The organism is Lysinibacillus sp. CD3-6 (genome assembly GCF_006351725.2).
Classification (GTDB): domain Bacteria; phylum Bacillota; class Bacilli; order Bacillales_A; family Planococcaceae; genus Lysinibacillus.
The window spans coordinates 2,221,988-2,241,615 of record NZ_CP085880.1 but is presented as its reverse complement, the minus strand read 5'-3'; the positions used below and the strand labels follow the sequence as shown (position 1 = coordinate 2,241,615).

At 35.1% G+C, this 19,628-nt stretch carries 18 protein-coding genes; 4 read left to right on the top strand and 14 right to left on the bottom strand.

What is annotated here, in order from left to right; translation table 11 throughout:
- Positions 1-322 precede the first annotated feature (322 nt).
- From FH508_RS10815 to FH508_RS10805, 3 genes are read left to right on the top strand one after another with little or no spacing between them, the layout of a single operon-like run.
- The gene (locus FH508_RS10815) at positions 323-1,843 is read left to right on the top strand and encodes a spore germination protein (protein ID WP_172771336.1); all 1,521 of its coding nucleotides are present in this window, start codon (positions 323-325) and stop codon (positions 1,841-1,843) included.
- Positions 1,844-1,859: 16 nt separating this feature from the next.
- Complete coding sequence (locus FH508_RS10810; RefSeq protein WP_172771335.1) at positions 1,860-2,981, top strand: GerAB/ArcD/ProY family transporter; 1,122 nt, start codon at positions 1,860-1,862, stop codon at positions 2,979-2,981.
- On the top strand, positions 2,968-4,089 hold the full coding sequence (locus tag FH508_RS10805; protein ID WP_172771334.1) for a Ger(x)C family spore germination protein: 1,122 nt from the start codon (positions 2,968-2,970) through the stop codon (positions 4,087-4,089). The genes FH508_RS10810 and FH508_RS10805 overlap by 14 nt, the downstream gene beginning before the upstream one ends.
- A 31-nt stretch (positions 4,090-4,120) precedes the next feature.
- On the opposite strand, the gene FH508_RS10800 is transcribed toward FH508_RS10805, so the two are convergent.
- The 6 genes from FH508_RS10800 to FH508_RS10775 all read right to left on the bottom strand — a co-directional run bounded on the left by FH508_RS10800 (position 4,121) and on the right by FH508_RS10775 (position 11,259).
- Complete coding sequence (locus FH508_RS10800) at positions 4,121-5,131, bottom strand: nucleoside hydrolase (RefSeq protein ID WP_172771333.1); 1,011 nt, start codon at positions 5,129-5,131, stop codon at positions 4,121-4,123.
- 244 nt (positions 5,132-5,375) lie between these two features.
- The gene (locus FH508_RS10795) at positions 5,376-7,979 is read right to left on the bottom strand and encodes a cation-translocating P-type ATPase (RefSeq protein ID WP_172771332.1); all 2,604 of its coding nucleotides are present in this window, start codon (positions 7,977-7,979) and stop codon (positions 5,376-5,378) included.
- 393 nt (positions 7,980-8,372) lie between these two features.
- Entirely contained in the window at positions 8,373-9,065 is a 693-nt protein-coding gene (locus tag FH508_RS10790) for an ABC transporter permease (protein WP_172771331.1), read from the bottom strand.
- A 28-nt stretch (positions 9,066-9,093) separates the two neighbouring features.
- The gene (locus tag FH508_RS10785) at positions 9,094-9,789 is read right to left on the bottom strand and encodes an ABC transporter ATP-binding protein (RefSeq protein WP_228134481.1); all 696 of its coding nucleotides are present in this window, start codon (positions 9,787-9,789) and stop codon (positions 9,094-9,096) included.
- Between the two features lie 66 nt (positions 9,790-9,855).
- On the bottom strand, positions 9,856-10,410 hold the full coding sequence (locus FH508_RS10780) for a PadR family transcriptional regulator (protein ID WP_172771330.1): 555 nt from the start codon (positions 10,408-10,410) through the stop codon (positions 9,856-9,858).
- Between the two features lie 405 nt (positions 10,411-10,815).
- Complete coding sequence (locus tag FH508_RS10775) at positions 10,816-11,259, bottom strand: hypothetical protein (protein ID WP_172771329.1); 444 nt, start codon at positions 11,257-11,259, stop codon at positions 10,816-10,818.
- Between the two features lie 169 nt (positions 11,260-11,428).
- On the opposite strand from FH508_RS10775, the gene FH508_RS10770 reads away from it, so the two are divergent.
- Complete coding sequence (locus FH508_RS10770; protein ID WP_172770963.1) at positions 11,429-11,602, top strand: hypothetical protein; 174 nt, start codon at positions 11,429-11,431, stop codon at positions 11,600-11,602.
- 633 nt (positions 11,603-12,235) lie between these two features.
- On the opposite strand, the gene FH508_RS10765 is transcribed toward FH508_RS10770, so the two are convergent.
- From FH508_RS10765 to FH508_RS10730, 8 genes are all read right to left on the bottom strand, one after another.
- The gene (locus FH508_RS10765; protein WP_172771328.1) at positions 12,236-12,634 is read right to left on the bottom strand and encodes a hypothetical protein; all 399 of its coding nucleotides are present in this window, start codon (positions 12,632-12,634) and stop codon (positions 12,236-12,238) included.
- A gap of 75 nt (positions 12,635-12,709) precedes the next feature.
- Positions 12,710-13,081, bottom strand: coding sequence for a hypothetical protein (locus FH508_RS10760; protein WP_172771327.1), 372 nt, complete (start codon positions 13,079-13,081; stop codon positions 12,710-12,712).
- A 17-nt stretch (positions 13,082-13,098) separates the two neighbouring features.
- Complete coding sequence (locus FH508_RS10755) at positions 13,099-13,998, bottom strand: SAR2788 family putative toxin (protein WP_172771326.1); 900 nt, start codon at positions 13,996-13,998, stop codon at positions 13,099-13,101.
- Between the two features lie 19 nt (positions 13,999-14,017).
- Positions 14,018-14,713 carry a S8 family serine peptidase gene (locus FH508_RS10750; RefSeq protein WP_172771325.1) on the bottom strand — a complete coding sequence of 232 codons (696 nt, stop codon included), beginning with the start codon at positions 14,711-14,713 and terminating at the stop codon, positions 14,018-14,020.
- 612 nt (positions 14,714-15,325) lie between these two features.
- A complete protein-coding gene (locus tag FH508_RS10745) occupies positions 15,326-16,372 on the bottom strand; it encodes a phosphotransferase family protein (protein WP_172771324.1) in 1,047 nt (348 codons plus the stop codon).
- A gap of 11 nt (positions 16,373-16,383) precedes the next feature.
- Entirely contained in the window at positions 16,384-17,160 is a 777-nt protein-coding gene (locus FH508_RS10740) for an SDR family oxidoreductase (RefSeq protein WP_172771323.1), read from the bottom strand.
- Positions 17,157-18,392, bottom strand: coding sequence for an acyl-CoA dehydrogenase family protein (locus FH508_RS10735; RefSeq protein WP_172771322.1), 1,236 nt, complete (start codon positions 18,390-18,392; stop codon positions 17,157-17,159). The genes FH508_RS10740 and FH508_RS10735 overlap by 4 nt, the downstream gene beginning before the upstream one ends.
- Positions 18,393-18,619: 227 nt before the next feature.
- Positions 18,620-19,510: a LysR family transcriptional regulator gene (locus FH508_RS10730; RefSeq protein WP_172771321.1), complete on the bottom strand. Its 891-nt coding sequence runs from the start codon at positions 19,508-19,510 to the stop codon at positions 18,620-18,622.
- Between the last annotated feature and the right edge of the window lie 118 nt (positions 19,511-19,628).

The window sequence follows — 19,628 nt, the reverse complement described above, 5'->3', positions numbered from 1 at the left end:
CAAATGTTTGTAGCTTGGCAAGATTAAATTTTTGGAAACAAAAAAAGACCAGTTACTCAAATGAGTTCCTGACTTAACCTTAGCTTGCAAATAATTGGAAAATAGCTATGCATCAGTGCATGATGCAGATCGTTTGCAGCACATAATATTTCACTTCTAATAGCTAGCTAATAAATCGTGCTCATCTCATGTTTGTATTATTCTCCAGAACTCTCCTGCTTACTAATAGGAATGATTGAAAATTATTGAAATAAGTATAGAACATCTTATTAAAGTCTATTCTAAAAACTAAGCAATAAATGTGAGGAGCCTACAATTCAACATGAAATTTAAACTACCTTTCAGGAAAAAAAAGACTCCTGTAGAAGTACCTATGCCTAAAGAAAATCGTGAGAAAATTGCCCAATCAACAGATTACTTTATTCAGTCAATAAAAGACGCTACGAATAATCCATCTGATTTAATTATTAAGTCTGTTCCTCCTAATATTAGTCTGATTTATATAGATAATTTAGTCGATAAGCAGACATTAAACAATGATATTATAGCCAATTTACAAGACAAACCAAATGAAACACCAGAAAACATAAAGGCTAATCTTTCGATACCTGAACTTACTGTAATCAGCCATCTAGTGGAAGCAACTGAAGCAATAGTAGATGGATCTGTTGTGATTCATGTAAATGGCTTCGCACAACTAATAGTAGCCAATATTGCGAGCCGAGAATCTCGATCATTGTCTGCTCCTGAAAATGAATCACAAGTGATTGGAACACAGGTTGGCTTTAACGAGAGTCTTCCTACAAATATTTCTTTAGTTCGTCGTTATATAGTCAATACTGACCTATGTATTGAAGAAATAAAAGTGGGAAAACGTACAAATACTTCCGTCACGCTTTTATATATGAATGGTATTGCCGCCGATGAAATGGTGAATACGTTACGTCAAAGAATTACAGAACTTAACATAGATGCACTACTCGATAGTGCGGTTCTAGCTGAAATGATTGACGATAACTCCATGTCCGTCTTTCCTCAAATGTTGTTGACTGAAAGGCCCGACAGGTTTTGCGATTGTCTATTAGATGGAAAACTGGGTATTATCGTGGATGGTAGTTCGATGGCTATCGTTTGCCCTCAATCTTTTACTGAATTTTTTCATAGTCAGGAAGATCAAAACTTAAGATGGCAAATTGCTACCTTTGTTCGGATATTGCGCCTTACTGCATTCTTTATATCTGTTTATTTAACACCGATTTATGTTGCAGCATTAACTTTTCATTATGAGGTTATTCCTCAAGCTTTCTTAATTCCACTAAGTGAGTCTAGAGCATTAGTGCCTTTCCCACCAATATTCGAAGCATTACTCCTTGAGTTCATTATTGAATTACTGAGAGAAGCTGGAGCAAGATTACCAACAAAAATCGGACAAACTATCGGTATTGTGGGTGGTATCGTAATTGGAACCGCAGCAGTACAGGCAGGTATTACAAGTAATATATTACTTATTATTATTGCATTAAGCGCATTGGCATCATTTACTTCACCAAGCTATATGATGGGTAATGCAATCAGGCTTATTCGGTTCCCAATTATTATACTTGCAGGATTTTGGGGTTTTTATGGTATCATGCTAGCCTTTTGTTTTATATTAATTCATCTAATCCGTCAATCTAGTTTAGGTGCTCCGTATATGTCTCCACTTTACCCACCTAGAATGAGAGGCATGCTAGATAGCGTGATTAGAATGCCTAAACCGTTAACGGCAAGAAGACCCGCCATGACAAGGCCTGCGGATGAGGAAAAATTTGCCCCTGAACCTGTAAAACCCGAAGAAAGCTGAAATGAAGGTGAAATGAATGAAAAATCCTATACAAATTGGTCCTCAAAACATGATAAATGCTTACTTGCTTTTTTTTGTCATTCACAGTGCACAAATAGGAGTCGGTATACAGGGATTTCAACGTATTATATATAAAGATGCGGGACACGATGCATGGATTTCAGTTCTATTGGCTGGCATAGCCACACATATCGTTGCTTTTTGTATGATAAAAACATTAGAAATATACGGTTCAAATGATTTATATGGGATTCAACAAGATATCTTCGGCAAGTGGATAGGCAATTTTTTAAACGCCATCTATATAGCTTATTGCTTTGTAGCATTTTTGTCTGTGTTACGTAATTACATGGAAGTGATTCAAGCATGGATTTTTCCTAGTATCGGTGCATGGTTTCTATCAGCTACTTTACTAATAATCATTATCTATGCTTTCACGGGTGGACTTCGAGTAATTGTGGGTGTTTCTTTTTTTAGTATCGTACTCTCTTTATGGATTTTACCTATGTTACTATTTCCAATGAAGTTTTCAACAGCAGATAGTTTACTTCCTGTTTTAGAAACGAACTTTAGCTCAATATTAAAAGGTGCACAATCGATGACCTTTACAATTATTGGATTTGAAATACTTAATATAATTTATCCTTTCATAAAGGACAAAAAAAACGTCCGTAAGTATACACATTTAGGTTTGTTGGCTACCACCATCATATACCTAGCAGTGATGTTAGTTTCCATTACTTACTACAGTGAAGGAAAGCTACTTAAAACAATATGGGCAACACTGACATTATTTAGTTTTATCAGTTTTCCCTTTATGGAGCGATTTGAATTTGTAGCGGTTTGTTTTTGGATGTTAATTATTTTACCAAATCTTTGTCTCTATTTATGGGCTGCTTATCGAGGAACTCTACGACTAATAAATATAAGCAGTACGAAATTTGTATGGATTTTCTCTTTTCTTATTTTCACTGTCTCACTACTGATTCAAACTCGTACCCAAATTGATACGATTAACACGTATTTTGGAAAAGTAGCTTTTTATATCATCTTTGTATATCCAATTATCTTATTTTTCTTCGCGATACTTAAAAAACATTTCAAATCAAAGAAGGAGCATAAAAATGAAAAAGCATAGACCAATTATTATCCTTCTTTTATTATTACTTTTTTTATGCGGCTGTGCAGAGACCAATATTTTAGATCAAGTCGGCTTAACGACTTTAGTTGGCTACGATGTAGGAAAAGAAGAGGAAATAGCTACAACAGCCGTTATTCGTGAAGTAAATCCTGAGTTTCAGAGTAATGTTGAAGTCATTACAACAGAGGACGCAACGAGTAAAGGAAGTCGGATGAAGTCTAATCGAAAGCTGTCTAAAAAGATTATGGTCGGTCAAATGAGGGTCATATTGTTTGGCGAAGAATTGGCGAAAGATAAACTGCATTATTACATTAATACAAACCTTGAAAATGCAAGCGTAAGCAATAGTTTGTATATGGCTGTCGTAGAAGGTAAAGCAGAATCATTACTTAAATACGAATATAAAAATATTGATGATATTGGTCAGCATATATATAAGCTTTTAGAACAAAACATTAAACAAGAGTATACAATTTCTCCAACACTTCATGAAATTGCTCACGATTATTATACGACGGGTAAAGATATAGCCATGCCTATAATAAAAAGAGATGAAGAACTTGTCGAATTAAGTGGAGTAGCCCTTTTTAAAGATGACAAAATGGTCAGTACACTCCCAGCGAAAGATAGTTTTTACATCAAAGTTGTTAGAGATACATTTAAGGTAGGCATATTTGAAACAACATTAGAAGAAGAGGATCTCCCCCCATCATTACTGAAGAGCAAAGAAAAAGTCCCTGTAGCTTTTGATGCCATTCAATCACAAAGAAACATTCAGTTAGTAGATGCTTCTAAAACAGAATTTGACCTAAACATTAAAATGAAAGCACGCGTATTAGAAATACACCAAGATATAAATTTAGGCAACCCTAAAAAAGTAGCAGAACTTGAAAAGGCAATTAGTAAAAAACTAACAAAGGATATATCGAGAGTAATTGCACAAAGTCAGGAGGTCCAATCCGATATCTTTGGATTTGGAGAGCAATATAGAAGCACTGTGCGAAACTCGAATTTAACAAAAGAAAAATGGCATGAAATTTATAAAGACATCAAAGTGAATGTGAATGTCGACTTTGTTATCGTAAGGAATGGCGTTTTCGAATAAATGACTAAGATTCTTCAGAAGTTAAAGTCAATTATTTTAAATCGCTGTTTATTTGTTGGCCAGTCATAACGGACAAAAAATTGTGAAAAAACTTTTCATAATTTATATCGAATGCAATCCGATGCTTTTTTTGCCCAGTATTTAGGTTTTCATATGTTAGGGTCTCTGCAATACTTTGTCCTCTTGCAGGACCGTCCAGTTTGTCGATGACGGTTACAGGATATGACTCATATGTGAACATGTCAGGGTTCATAACAGCCATAAGGGTTAGTGCATCGTGAAGAGGACTCCCTAGAAGTGAGGGGTCCCTTTCTTTATAAAAACGCGTATAATACTCCATTAATGGTTTGAAAATTTTTGCCTTCCCAAAGTGGTCGATATAGTCCACCATGCCAGGTGTAACAATAGCTTTTTGTGTTGCATTTAAAGGAATGATTGTCACATTTTTAGCATAGTTGAGTACAATGTTTACCGCGAAAGGATCTCCGTGAAAGTTCGCCTCAGCGATGGACGTTACATTTCCTGGAACCCCAAAAGCGCCACCCATAATATAAATTTCCTTTACATTTTTCATTAAATCTTTGTAGAAGATAAACATTGTAGCTAATGAGGTAAGCCGACCGATATTTACGATAATCAGCTCATCCTTATATTTTTTTATGATATTTACGATTTCTAAAAAGTTTTCCGTTTTAAAATCGTAGTCTTCATTTAGTATAATTGGTCCAAGACCATGTTCTCCATGAATTTCTGGAAAGTATGTTGGCTGTTCCCCAGTTAAAGGTACTTCTGCCCCTAAAATAACAGGAATTTCCTTAGGGAAATTAAACAATTTCATTAAATACAAAATATTCGCAACTGCAACTTCTCTAGATACGTTTCCGTAATCTGCAATTAATCCAACAATTTCTATTTCTTGATGTAATCTAGCGTAGATTAATGCAGCTGTATCATCAATGCCAATATCCCCGAATAAAAGCACTTTTTTCACGAAAGAACCCCCTTTTATTTCCACGAAAGCTATCCTTATAGAAGCATACATAGTATATGAACAAAAGAAGTGATTCGTTATTAATAAGGATTTTCCAAACGTTTGAGATCTAAAAACTATCCAAAATTCGAATAGATTCAGAATGGTTTAAAAAACAAGAAGGCAGACTATGTCCAACAAACATTACACAAATTAAAGAAGACATACCTATTACTCATCCTGAAAACAAAAATGCCCGCTATTGAATAGCGAGCATAAATGTCAATTGATATTGCGTGCCAGACACTTAAGTGTATTATTTGCTTCTCACAAACAATAGTTTGTACCATTGATTAACTAAAAACGGCAAGAACGATAAGCTATAAATAAAGCCTAATTGTGCGCCAGTTAATGGGGCAACTTCAAATATATTCGTAAACGATGGTACAAATAATACAACATGTAAAGCAATAAAGCCGATTAAAAATGCTAACCAAGTATATTTATTCGAAAATACACCGATAGCAAAGATGGACTGTTTGGATCGGGAGTTAAAGCCATGAATAAGCCTTGATAAACATAGCGTTGTAAATGCCATTGTACTTGCTGTTAAAGTATCTCCTGTTGACAATCCTATTTCAAAAGCAACCGCCGTAGAAATAGCAATTAATAATCCTTCAAGTATCACTTGGGTTGTAAATATTCTATTTAGTAATGGTGTGTGAATATTTCTTGGCTTGTCCTTCATTGTATTTTTATTATTTGGTTCCAACCCAATGGCAATTGCTGGCAAACTATCAGTAAGCAAGTTAATAAATAATAGATGGACAGGCGCAAATGGAACTGGTAAACCTAAAACAGTTGCATATAAAACTACAAAGATCGCCCCTGCATTGCCTGAAAGCAAAAATAAAATGGCATTTTTAATATTTGTATAAATACTTCTTCCATTTGATATTGCTTTGACAATCGTTGAAAAATTATCATCCGTTAAAATCATAGAAGAAGCATCTTTTGCCACCTCAGTACCAGTTATCCCCATCGCAACACCAATATCAGCTTGCTTTAAGGCTGGTCCATCATTAACACCATCTCCTGTCATAGCAACGACGTTTCCTTTTTCCTGCCAAGCTTTTACAATACGTATTTTTTGCTCAGGTGTGACGCGAGCATACACTGAGTAATCTTGCACTTTATCTTGCAGTTCTCGATCAGTTAATTTTTCAATTTCAGCTCCTTCAATCGCTTCTGTTGGATCCTGTAAAATACCAATTTGCTTAGCAATTGCAGTAGCTGTTATTTTATGGTCACCTGTAATCATTACAGGTTTAATACCTGCATTAATACAGCTTTCGACTGCAGCCTTTGATTCTTTTCTAGGAGGGTCCATCATTGCGATTAATCCGACAAAGATTAAATCTCTTTCGTCTACAACAGAGATTGCCCGTGGTTCATATACCGCCTTGTAGGCAATAGCCAATACTCTTAAACCATTCATCGAAAAGTCTCGGTTAACTTCTTCGATTTTTTTCTTATGCTCATGAGTAATAGTTAATAAACCATTAGAAGTATGAATTTTCGTGATTTTCGAAAGTAAAACATCTAATGCTCCTTTTGTAATCATAATATTTTGCTGATTTATACGATTCACCGTACTCATAAGCTTTCTATCAGAATCAAAAGGAAGCTCTGCCACCCTTGGACAATTTTCTCTGACGAGTAATTCATCAAAGTCATATTGCTTTCCTAATTTCACAAGCGCAATTTCAGTAGGATCACCGATTTCTTTATGATCTCTTTCCAACGCATCATTACATAATATTGCCTTCCAAATAAGATCTTTTTCGATTGTGTTTCTCATATTAAGTTGATCATGCGGAATAACTTTTTGATCAACATATAAATGCTGCACAACCATTTTATTTTCAGTTAAAGTTCCAGTCTTATCAGAACATATAACAGAGACACTCCCTAAACTTTCAACAGCAAAGAGTTTTCGTATAATAGCATTTTCCTTTGCCATTTTTTGAGTCCCAAAAGCCAATACAATGGTCACTATTGAGCTTAACGCCTCAGGTATAGCAGCAACTGCCAATGAAACAGCGAACATGAAGGATTCTACCAACTCACGCCCTCGAACAAGGTCAATCGTGAAAATAACTACACAGATCATCGTAATTCCTAAAGCTAATTTTTCCCCAAACTGATCTAGACTAACTTGTAGAGGTGTCTTCTTTTCTTTCGCAGTATCTAGCAAATTGGCTATTTTACCAATTTCCGTTTCCATTCCAATAGCAGTAACAATCACAATACCTCGACCATTCGTAACAAAGCTCCCTGTAAAAACCATATTCTTCTTATCAGCAATCGTTACATCTTCCTTGATGGGATCCGCAAATTTTGCAACGGCCAAAGATTCACCAGTGAGGGAACTTTCATTTATATGAAGATTATGGCTCTCTACTAATCTTCCATCAGCATTTATATAGTCACCCGCCTCTAAATACAGCAGATCTCCTACTACTATATCTTTAGACGGAATCTCGATAATCTGATTGTTTCTCATCACTTTTGCAATTGGCGAGGACAAAGCTTTCAAATTGCCTAAAGATTTTTCCGCCTTTACATGCTGTACAGTACCGAGAATAGCATTTAAAATAATGACAATTAAAATGACAATTGTGCTTTCTACTTCACCTAATAGAAATGAAATTATAGCAGCTATCATTAAAATGATAACTAATAAATCCTTAAACTGACCGAAAAAAACGGCAAGTGTACTTATCTTTTTAGCTTCCTCTAATACATTAAAACCATACACTTCTTGCCTTTTTTGAACGTCAGAATCACTCAATCCTTTATTGGTCACGCTCAATTTATTCATGACTTCTGCGGACGACTGCTGATGATATTGTGTCATTTCATTTAGTTCTCCTTCCAGTGTAATTTTATTAGACGATCATACTCATGACGAAAAACGATTGCTGCTATTTTACAAACAATAGCGTCTCGCAAAACTCAAATAGACTTTTTTAACCTATGTGTCATTCATCGTAGAGTTGACTATTTCAATAGAAGGAAAATGTCTATTAAATAGTCTTTTAGCTACCAAATTTCAATTTCCATCCTATCTACTCCATCTCCAAATATTCGAACTATAACAATCTATTCCTTGTCCTAATCCAGTATGATAATAATTAATATAGAGATTTAAATTTTTGTCCTATCGGTGACGTAAACTTGCAATCGTTACTTGCTCCACAAAAAAGACACTCCCTAACATTCAGCATCAAAGGGAGTGTCCATTACTTTATCAAGTACTATATTTAAATGATTTCAATGATAGGCAAAGTGCTAAGACGAAGCATCCAATTAAGATAAATAAGGACTGGCACCAACTAGTCAAATTCATTAGTAAAGCCCCTTTAATTCCATGTAAAAACCATTCAAATGGATTGATTAAACTGATATATTGCACCATTTTAGGAGATTTATCCATTGAGAAAAATGCATTACTACATAGTAGCATTGGTATCATGAGCGCATTAGCCGACATACTTAAATGCCCTTCATTTTTTACTAAACTTGAAACAAAAAAACTAAGAAATACAAAACTTAAAGATGCTATTAAAATAATGGGAGTCATGAAAAGGATCGTGTTGAACGAGAGATGTAGTGGATGAATGACTTTGTAAAAGAAAAGCACGATATATGAAAGTATTATGGCGATGAACGACCATGCACAAGAAACGCTAATAATATACTTCCATAAAGGCAAAGGAGTTGCGTGAAGCAAATTGTAAACGCCTCTCTTGCGTTGTGATAAAGAGACAAAAGCAGTAGTCATAAATGAATAAAAGAACACACTAGTTGCAATAATTCCATTCACATAGTTTTCAGCATAGCCTGGGGTAAATATTTTTATGGCAACAATCGCAGTAAACGGCATGATAATTGACCAAAAAAGTAGGTACATATCTTTTATTGCAACTTTCAAATTTAACATGAAAATAGCCTTCATTGAATCCTTCACCTCACTTCGTTAATTTTAAAAATAAATCTTCTAAATTTTGAGTATGATATTCCGCTAGTAAATCATGGTGAGTACCGACCGCAACAATTTTACCTTTATTCATCATAATGATTCGGTCAGCAATATTGCTCACTTCCAACATATCGTGAGAAGCAAAAAGCACCGCCACACCTTTTTCCTTTAAACTTTTCAGCATGCTTTGAATGTCCTTTTGGCCTCTTAAATCTAATCCAGCAGACGGCTCATCCAAAATTACTAATTTGGGATTATGCAACGTTGTCACAACAATGGCTAAACGCTTTTGTTGACCTAAAGATAATTTAATGGCAGGCGTATTTTTTACATGTAATAAATCAAAAGAAGCAAGTTTTGCCTCAATCATTTTATTGGAAAGAACAACATTATAAAATGCAGCGAATAGTTTAATATTATCCTCTACCGAAAAGCCTTCAAAAAAAGGAGTAGACTGGAGCTGGGTGCCAATTTCTTTTTTATAATTTGGCGTCCAGTAATGAATCGTTCCAGCATCTTGAGCAATAATGCCAAGAAGCATACCGATTGTTGTTGTTTTACCAGCGCCATTCGACCCAATTAGTGCAATTGTTTCCCCCTCTTCAATCTCGAAATTTATAGCATCAACAACACAACAATCTTTATAGTATTTTGTTAAATTACAAGCACTTATTAGTTTTTTCACTAGCTGCCCCCTATTCAACATTGTATACTCAACTTTGACTATAAACGTATTTTTTAACTCCCTCATTCATTCGAGAGAGTTATTTTGATCTTTTTGCATTATCTTTATAGCTTGCTGGACAAATTTTTGTTGAACTTTCACAATTTCCAACATATTAGCAAATGCTAGTTGCGTTAGCTCTGGAATTTCACCTTGCATCGCATGCATTTTCGCCTGATAACCGACTGTTATAGCTTTTTCTTCATCGTCCAAAATTTTCTTTTGCTTTTCCAATGCACAAATAGCTTTTTCATTAGGAAGCTTAAATGCAAAGGACACACCCGAGTACAATGTCGTGGGATACACAACAGAAGATTGTTCTAGCGCTTCGATAATTAATTGCTGTTCATATGCTTTGCCCTTTTCAGTAATTTGGTAAATAGCCTTTTGTCTAAGTCCTGTCGATTCAATACTGGCAACCTCGATATATCCATCTTTTTCAAGCTTTTTCAGAGCATTGTAGATAGAGCCAATAAGAACGCCACCCCATCTTTCGGCATCATTCAATTCAAGCATTACTTTAATATCGTAGCCAGTCATCGGCTTTAAGCCCAGCATTGCAAGTACTAATAATTTCGTCACAATAATCACCTTTTTATATTCAACGTTGAGTAAGTTGAATATAACTGGAAATTCATTGTTTGTCAATAGATGCTTACCTACTGTGATGACGCATCTCCATTGATTTCAAAAGATTTATAATACATAAATACAACTTTAATTTTTATTTTTGTGGTATACTACTTTGAGTAGCACCATCAAAGGGCACAACCAATTCTCTAGCTGTAGCGTATTTCATACGTTGCAGCTTTTTTAGCTCTAATTGAATGCTTAGGCTTGAGTGTGCTTAGGTCTGGCACATCTAAACGCTTTGTAAAGAAGAAATGGTACATAAATTAGTATTATATCTATATAAATCCAATCAATACATTAAAGTAAATATAATCGTCTTGAATATTATACAGTTTTAACAAGAAAAGCCTTCTTTTAGTTAATAAATGTAGAAATCTTTCCACTATAGGTAGCTAAATAACCCTTTCCCGCTGGCATAGCTCCTTGTAATCTTAGATTTCCTCTATATAAATAACCATCAATCCATTTTTCATAAGGATACAATGTTGGTATAGAACTATTAAATGTATAGTACACTTGATGTGATGCATCTGCATAAAGATAAAAACCTCGCGGATTAATATCAGATTTAGTGATTGTCTCTGATATTATTTCTCCATCTTCATATTCTTTATTGATGTCGAAGCCAAGTGGTAGTTCTTCAGGTTCTGCTACAGATTCTGCTATAGGCTCTGCTATTGGTGTAATTTCCCTAACATCATTAGAGCTTGTTTCCTCGGCAGCTAAAGAGATTGCCGAAAATGCAAAAATTCCAAAAACTAATGTAAACGCGCACAACAAAATACTTAGTCTCTTCATTTTCTTCATCATCTCCTTAATATTGAAAATCACTTTAATTATAAAAAACAAACACATAATATTCAATATTTTTTCACAATTCAAACTACTAAAATTAAAAAGTTCAGGCTCAATATTAATGAAGTAACTAGACTTTTAATAACGGTTATTTATCCAATGACAAGATGACATGTACAGATTACTACTGTGTGCTGGGGGTTATTGGAATAAGGGTATCGCCGCTGTTAAAAAATGGATTTTTGAAGAAAACTTATTAAGACAAGCATCTTTCTGGTCTGGTGAAGGAATTATTGATTTAGAAATTCACAGCACACAGCATCTTGCAAGAGGATTACGATGGTAAAATTCTTATCTAGGCAAGCACTCTATATAGGAATAACCCCGTTTAGAGTGCTTGCGCGTTTAGCTGAATGGCGTTTGTCACTAATTTTAGAATATACCTAATTATTTTCTTTATTTTTCAAAATGTTTTTAAGCTCTAAAAATCCCGAGATTAGCATTAATATAGCTAACGGTATAAATAAGAGTACAAACACTTCTTGGTTTATGTTATTTGTAATTAATAGAAGTAAGGCAAGGATTGTGATTACAGTAATAAAGCCTACATATTTATAATATTTGTTGGAAGTACATGGCACCCTTTCTAACTTTTTAATTAACTGATTTTTCGGTTATTTCTAGTATATAAATTAGGTAGTTCTACATATGACATTTATTAGTTCCTTCAGCAACAGATAATAGCAAAAGGGAGGTGAATTTTGTGAAAAATAAAACTATTTTTTATATTTTTTTAACATTATTCGTCATTTTCTGTCTAGGGATGCTATCATTCTATAGTCTTAGCAATGAATAGCAATGTTTATCTATCATCATTCGTATCCAGGCAAACAGCCCAATCTATAACCATTTTAACGCAATAAAAGTACTCTAACCAGGTGTAGCCTTGTTTAAAGTACTTTTATTGATTAGTACAATCTTATGATTTCATTTCTTGCCATTTCCAATATGCTTCATATAGCATATCGTGTAGAAATTCCTCATACTCTCGTTCCTCATCTAGACCTCTCTGTTCTAGTTTTAGCCCTAACCACACCGTATCATCATTTCTAAATTTAGGATCACCAACACCATCTATAATACAGAAAAAGTGAAAAAAGGTTGAAAGCATCCGATCGCGAACAATCTTTTCAATGCCACATATACTATGAAAATCAAATTCATTTGCTTTTAACGCTTTAACTTCTTCATCAGTTAATTTTAACTCTTCCTCTACGCCTATTATCGCATTTTCTGGATGACGTAAACTATCACCCATTTTAGAGTATTCTTTAATTAATTCATGAACCTCCATTAGTAAACTCATTTGACTATCCATCTAAATCACCACTTTTAAGTTAATTTAGAGAAAAATCCTCAACTATCATTTCTGAGCTATTTTCTTAGTGGTAGCTTATTTACTTACGCCATACAGTTTAAAAAGTTCGCCGGATTCATATTGTTCAAGAACTATGCTTGCATGAAAACTGGTCATATTCTGTCCCATTCCTGCAATCTTTTCAAGCATTTTTAAAGCATCCGCTCTGCGATAGTCCACTACAATTGCATAAATACTGCAAACATATAAGACAAAAGGATTATCATGTAAAAACAACTCATCTAACACGTCTGTTGCAAGTTCGGATGATTGCTTTAGTTGATCCAAAATAACTAGCAATGCCCTATTGGATTTATTTCCTCTTTTATAATCTCCAGTCATCTGCGTTTCTTCTGCTATCAAGCAATGTTTGATAAATGTTTCAACTAATATTTTCTCATCTTGCACATTATCACCTCATATTATTATCGTAGACTATCCATAATTTTTATACCATAATCATATTGATAATCCCAACTCTTTCCAGCTATCCAATCCCTTACTCGTTTACCTTCCGTATGAGGTTGGATAGAATTATAGTATCCTGTAATTCTTTGATGATGTTGTATATCAATGGATACGATATTACGAGTATTGTGAATAGATGTTTTACTAAAGCCAGACTTTGCAATTTGTGATTGTTCAACAATATGATGCCATTGTCTATTTGTACCAGCATTCCCTAAGAATTTTCTTAAAGAGTCAAAACTATTAAAGCCTCTATGAGATAAGTTTTTAATTGGTACTCCAAGAACATACCTGGCAGTTGTTCGAATTGCAACTCCTCCAACAACATACACAAAAACCGGTAATACAGAAGCATTTAATTCAGTTGAATCAATATTGTAAACTTCACCTGTTTCAATGTCTTGTAAACTTGCTTTAAATACATCGTCTTTGTTTTCATGCACAACTGCCGCGAGTTTTTTATGAATCTCTTCACCTTTATCGTCTATAAAGGTACTAGTTAAGATAATTGTATCGCTTTCTGGATACATATCTAACTCAAATCTAGCATCGAAATCAGTTGTTTTTAAATTAAGAGTTACAATAATTTGTCCATTTTTAAGGAATTCGATGCCTAAATCCAAAGATTCAATATCTTCAAGTGTTTCCTTTCCATATAAATTTTTAATTTCGTTTTCTATCTCTTTCCTTATTTCCCTTTCTACATCTTTAATTTCTGTATCAATATCATTTTGCAACTGTTTTTCATTATTATTTTCAATATTATTTATAGGTATAATCGTACTTGCACCTGCAGGCGGGATAGTTACACCGAAAATCAAAAAAATAACCATTAATATAGAGATAATCTTTTTCATAAATAATCTCCTTTCGTTATTAATTATCTTCTATAACCCCATATCCATATTCACGATCCAAACCTTCTTCACCTAAATCTTTTGCCTGTTGCTTTAACAGTGCCACTATTGATTCCTTACTTAACGATTTCTTTTTTGCAGCCATTAGGCTGGCAATATATTTAGTAGCTTTGGCAGTTGCAAAGGACGTCCCAGTAAATTTTCTGTAATATCCATTTTTGTCTATAGCTACGACATCTTCTCCCACAAAGGCGAAATCAATTTTTCCTTTTCCTGTTGAACTAAGTCGTCTCAACTCAGTATCTGTAGCAGTAATAGATATCACTTCATCATATTTTGCTGGATAATCAACACCAAAACCGAAAGTGTTGCCAGCAGCTGCAATAATAAGGATTCCATTTGCAACGGCTTTACCAATAACAGTTTTGACAGCTAAATTTTCCGTTTGGTAACCAAAGCTGATATTGATAATATCTACTTCTTGCTCAATACACCATTCGATGGCTTTAACTAAGTCTTCTGCCTTCCCCTTACCGTCCTTGTCCAAAACTTTCACATCAATCAAGTCAATCTCACTATTTTCAATAATATTAGCAATTGGAGTTCCATGACTCATTTCATCAATAGTGGGCGATGTCGGGTCTATTGCATTAAATTCATCAACAATACCACTTTCCAAAAATTCTTCATTAATACCACTATCTAAAATTGCCACCTTAAACCTTTCTTTTTGGACTTCCTGATTTTCTGATACAACATGATGAGTAAACACTAAGATAATGATTAAGGTAGCAAATACAAAAAAAGAAACTTTTTCATATATACCTCCTTCAATACATTTCAGAAACTAATAGTTTTGTCTTTCTCGACAATTATATATTAATTGAATATTTAAAAAAATTGAATACATTAAATACAAATTTACTCTTAAAATTCATTTTTTCGACACTTTTTTCAGTTCGAGTACAAAGGTTACTTAAATATTTCGACATTAAATTTGATAGTTTTATTAAAAAGGAATTTAATAAGAGAGTTCAGAAAGACTTTGATGAGTTTTTTCGTAAAAATACTGATTTTGCTATATATGTATGAGTCATTTTACTCCAAAAAAAGAACACACATTCCCCCCTCTTTAATTTCTTTATCGTGAATATTTAGTTTTATACTAAGACAATGGTGCGAGAAGATAATTTAAAACTAGAAAATATAGTGTCGGATAATCTGTTGGTATTTTCTAACAATTATAGACGCAACCAACAAAAAAAGATTGTAAATGCTCCCGAAAATTAGGAGCATCTACAATCAAACAGTCTCTATTAACCTACTTTTACTTAATACTTTTAGCAGCTTGCTGAATAAGTGCAGCTACCATCGTATCCATTTGTGCAAAACGATCATCCTTCGTTTGCCCGTTTACATAGCGGTAATAAATCTGTTGGCAAATCACCGCTAATTTAAAATAAGCAAATGTTATATAATAATGGATTGCTGAGACATCACGGCCACTTTTCTCCGCATAGCGTGCGATAAACTCTTCTCTTGTATAAAAGCCAGGTAAAATCGTAATCGGTGGCTCCCCTAGCGCATACAACAACATTTTTGGGTCATCTGCATGCATCCAGTAGCTCATGGCAACACCGAGATCAGCTAAAGGATCCCCTACTGTTGTCATTTCCCAATCAAAAAGCCCAATCATTTGTGAAAAATCGTGTGAAAACATCGCATTATTGAATTTATAATCATAATGAATAATTGTCGCTTCAGCATTTGTCGGTATATTGGCCTTTAACCAAGCCGTTAGCGTTGCTACCTCTGAAAGCTCCGCTGTTTTTGCTTTATCGTAACGATCAATCCAGCTATGAACCTGACGTTCCATAAACCCATCAGGCTTGACCATGTCTATTAAGGGCGTTTCCTTATATGGTATGGCATGGAGTGCTACTAATGAATCCACCATTTTTTCAGATAACTGACGTGCTAGTTGTACTGTCGTTTCTGTACCAGGTGGAAAATGGGTATCCAATACAATGCCCTTTTTTCGTTCCATTATGAAAAAATCACTGCCGATAATGCTATCATCATCGACATAAACATATGGTTTTGGCACAACGGCTAAAAAAGGATGAAGCGCAGATAAAATGGTAAATTCACGCTTCATATCATGCGCCTTTTTTGCCACTGGTCCAAGAGGAGGTCTTCGAAGTACGACTTCAAAATCCGCTATTTTCAAACAGTAAGTTAAATTAGAATGGCCAGCACTAAATTGAGAAATTTCTAGTTTCCCCTCTGGTAGATCTGGGAATTGTCGCTTTAAAAAAGCATGTAATTGCTCTGCATCAATCCGTTCACTTCTTCTTACTTGCATTGTATCCATAGGAACCCCCCTTAAATGATTGCGCTCATACCACCATCTACGACAATAACCTCACCTGTAACATAATCTGAAGCTGCAGCTGCTAAAAATAGTGCAACTCCCTTTAAATCATTTTCAGAACCTAAACGCTTTAAAGGTGTAGCGCCCATTAAATAATCTTGTCCTCTTTCAATTAAGACATTCGACATTTTCGTTGGGAAAAATCCCGGGGCAATAGCATTGACGTTTACTCCAGCAGGTCCCCATTTCACCGCTAAATCTTTCGTTAACGTAATGACTGCGCCTTTACTTGCATTATAGCCGATCGTATCCATAAAATCAGGTAGTGTCCCACCAAGCCCTGCAATGGAAGCAATGTTAATAATTTTCCCAGCGTTTTGTTCTAGCATCACTTTGCCAACTGCCTGTGTCATTAAAAATGTCCCATTGACATTCACATCAAATACCTTTTGCCAAGCCTCGTACGGCATGTCAACAGCAGGCGTACCCCATGAGGCGCCACTATTATTTACTAAAATATCAATCTTGCCGAACGTCTCCAACGTTTTCGTTACGACATTCGTAATCTCTTCTGGTTTTGTCACATCACAGGCAAGTGCTAGTGTTTTGACACCCAATTTCGCAAGCTGTCCAGCTACCTCTTCACAAGCCTCCACTTTTCGTGAGCAGAGCACAACATTAGCACCAGCCTCAGCAAAGCCTTGGGCAATTTGCGCGCCGAGTCCGCGCCCACCACCAGTAACAATAGCGGTTTTCCCTTTTAAGCAAAATAAATCTAGTACACTCATTTCACCAGCTCCTTTTGCTTATTGGCATGTTTTTTCAGTTCCAACTTCGCTACAGTATTGCGATGTACCTCATCTGGTCCGTCTGCTAAACGCAAAGTTCGCGAATTGGCCCATTGTGCAGCTAATGTTGTATCGGGTCCCACTCCAGCAGCACCAAATACTTGAATGGCACGATCGATAACACGCAATGCCATATTCGGTGCAACAACCTTGATCATCGCAATTTCAGCCTTCGCCTCTTTATTACCTACCGTATCCATCATATAGGCAGCCTTTAACGTAAGTAGTCTTGCCTGTTCAATATCAATGCGTGACTCGGCTATACGTTCACGCATTACGCCTTGGTCTGCTAATGGTCGATGGAAAGCATGGCGCTCCTGTAAACGGATACACATTTCCTCTAAAGCACGTTCGGCTGCTCCAATTAGGCGCATGCAATGATGAATCCGTCCTGGACCTAAACGACCTTGTGCAATCGCAAAGCCTTTGCCTTCACCCCATAAAATATTTTCCACAGGTACTCGCACATTTGTAAACGTAACCTCACCATGTCCTTCTGGTGCATGATCATAGCCAAAGGCAGTTAACATGCGCTCTATTTTAACGCCAGGTGTATCCATCGGTACTAAAATCATCGATTGTTGTTCATGTACAGGTGCCGTAGAATCCTTATGTTTTCCCATAAAAATAGCGACTTTACATCGTGGATCTCCAGCACCCGTTGTCCACCACTTATGACCATTTAAAACGTAATAATCGCCATCACGTTCAATACTAGCCTCAATATTAGTGGCATCACTTGAAGCTACTGCTGGCTCTGTCATGGCAAAGCAAGACCGAATCTCCCCACGTAATAGCGGTTCTAGCCACTCTTTTTTCTGCTGTTCAGAGCCGTAGCGTACAAGTACCTCCATATTCCCCGTATCAGGTGCATTACAATTAAAGACTTCCGGTGCTATTAATGAACGCCCCATAATTTCACATAAAGGAGCATATTCTAAATTCGATAAACCTGCGCCATACTTGCTATCAGGTAAAAACAAATTCCATAGCCCCGCTTCCTGTGCTTTACGCTTTAATTCTTCCATAATAGAAGGAATCGCTCCCCAACGATCCTCCATTGCCTCCACCTGTGCCGCATATACTGCCTCATTTGGATAAATATAGTGCTCCATAAAATTCGTCAGTTTTTCTTGCAGATCTACTACTTTTTCACTATAAGAAAAATTCATATGAACGCCCCCTTTGATTGACAACGTGAATGGAAAATGAATGATTGTTCATTCTTATTCTTATATTAAATGTTACCGCTATATGCCATGTAAATCAATCATCAATTCCATAAAAAAATAGAATAAACGAGATAATACGTTCACAAAACAGCTAAAACAAGCTCCATTTTTTCCTTTATTCCATAAAACCTATTCAAGGTATTAACTATTCTAGAAAAATATAATTATTATTTTTCGCTGTCAAAATATTGTATAACACCATCAATAAATTGGCGGATTGCAGAGGGAAGATGCCGATTTTTCAAATACACTAAATAAACATGTCGCTGTAAATTCGGGCAATCAATTTCTTTCTGAACAATTGTTTTTGCAGTTGGTCCTTGTAAATAATTTTCTGGCAAAATCGTAATTCCTAAATTTTCACGAACGAGTGATACAGCAGTTTCAAAACGCTCGATTTCAAATTGTACATTAATCTCTTGATTTGCATTTTCAAATGCTTTCAAAATATCTTGGCGTGTTTGAAAACCGTCTGTACTAATGATGAACGGTTCGTTACCTAAATCCGCAATAGATAAAACATCTTTTGCCGCTAACGGATGGTTTAAAGGCAACACTGCTACAAGTCTTTCCTCATACAAACACTTCACTTCGAGCTCTTCATCATCTATTAACTGATTTGTAATAATAACATGTGTTTTATAACCTTTTAGTGATTTTTTAACACGTTTGCTGCCTAAAATATCTACTAAATGGAACTTCATCTGTGGATAGACCTTTTTATATTCAACAATCGCTTTTGGTAACCAATGCTTAATTGATTCCATCACACCTATAGTCAAATCACTTGTACCATGTACAATGACCTCGTCCATTTCAATTTTTAGCACTTCCATATTTTTTAATATAACTTTTGCTCTTTCATATAGAAGCTCACCCGCTTCAGTTAAGTGCAAATTTCTTGTATTTCTTTCAAGCAAAGCAGAACCCACTTCTTGTTCTAATTTTTTAATTGCATTACTTAAAGAAGGCTGAGAAATATGCAATTTTTCGGCTGCTTTCGAGTAATTCATGTGCTCTATTACTGCGATAAAATATTGTAATTGTTTTAAATCCAAAACAACATACCTCCCTATTTATAGTTTAAAACTATAGATTAATAATAATTATATATTAGTAAATATAATTATGTGAATATATAATAAATTAACACTACATGAATAATGTTAATGGAGT

What these genes read in the sequence shown, in the direction of transcription:
- FH508_RS10775 (WP_172771329.1), bottom strand. Translation starts at nt 11,259, where the DNA reads ATGAAGAGACTAAGTATTTTGTTGTGCGCGTTTACATTAGTTTTTGGA.
- FH508_RS10805 (WP_172771334.1), top strand. Translation starts at nt 2,968, where the DNA reads ATGAAAAAGCATAGACCAATTATTATCCTTCTTTTATTATTACTTTTT.
- FH508_RS10815 (WP_172771336.1), top strand. Translation starts at nt 323, where the DNA reads ATGAAATTTAAACTACCTTTCAGGAAAAAAAAGACTCCTGTAGAAGTA.
- FH508_RS10795 (WP_172771332.1), bottom strand. Translation starts at nt 7,979, where the DNA reads ATGACACAATATCATCAGCAGTCGTCCGCAGAAGTCATGAATAAATTG.
- FH508_RS10745 (WP_172771324.1), bottom strand. Translation starts at nt 16,372, where the DNA reads ATGGATACAATGCAAGTAAGAAGAAGTGAACGGATTGATGCAGAGCAA.
- FH508_RS10755 (WP_172771326.1), bottom strand. Translation starts at nt 13,998, where the DNA reads ATGAAAAAGATTATCTCTATATTAATGGTTATTTTTTTGATTTTCGGT.
- FH508_RS10765 (WP_172771328.1), bottom strand. Translation starts at nt 12,634, where the DNA reads ATGGATAGTCAAATGAGTTTACTAATGGAGGTTCATGAATTAATTAAA.
- FH508_RS10790 (WP_172771331.1), bottom strand. Translation starts at nt 9,065, where the DNA reads ATGTTAAATTTGAAAGTTGCAATAAAAGATATGTACCTACTTTTTTGG.
- FH508_RS10735 (WP_172771322.1), bottom strand. Translation starts at nt 18,392, where the DNA reads ATGAATTTTTCTTATAGTGAAAAAGTAGTAGATCTGCAAGAAAAACTG.
- FH508_RS10800 (WP_172771333.1), bottom strand. Translation starts at nt 5,131, where the DNA reads ATGTATGCTTCTATAAGGATAGCTTTCGTGGAAATAAAAGGGGGTTCT.
- FH508_RS10770 (WP_172770963.1), top strand. Translation starts at nt 11,429, where the DNA reads ATGTACAGATTACTACTGTGTGCTGGGGGTTATTGGAATAAGGGTATC.
- FH508_RS10810 (WP_172771335.1), top strand. Translation starts at nt 1,860, where the DNA reads ATGAAAAATCCTATACAAATTGGTCCTCAAAACATGATAAATGCTTAC.
- FH508_RS10740 (WP_172771323.1), bottom strand. Translation starts at nt 17,160, where the DNA reads ATGAGTGTACTAGATTTATTTTGCTTAAAAGGGAAAACCGCTATTGTT.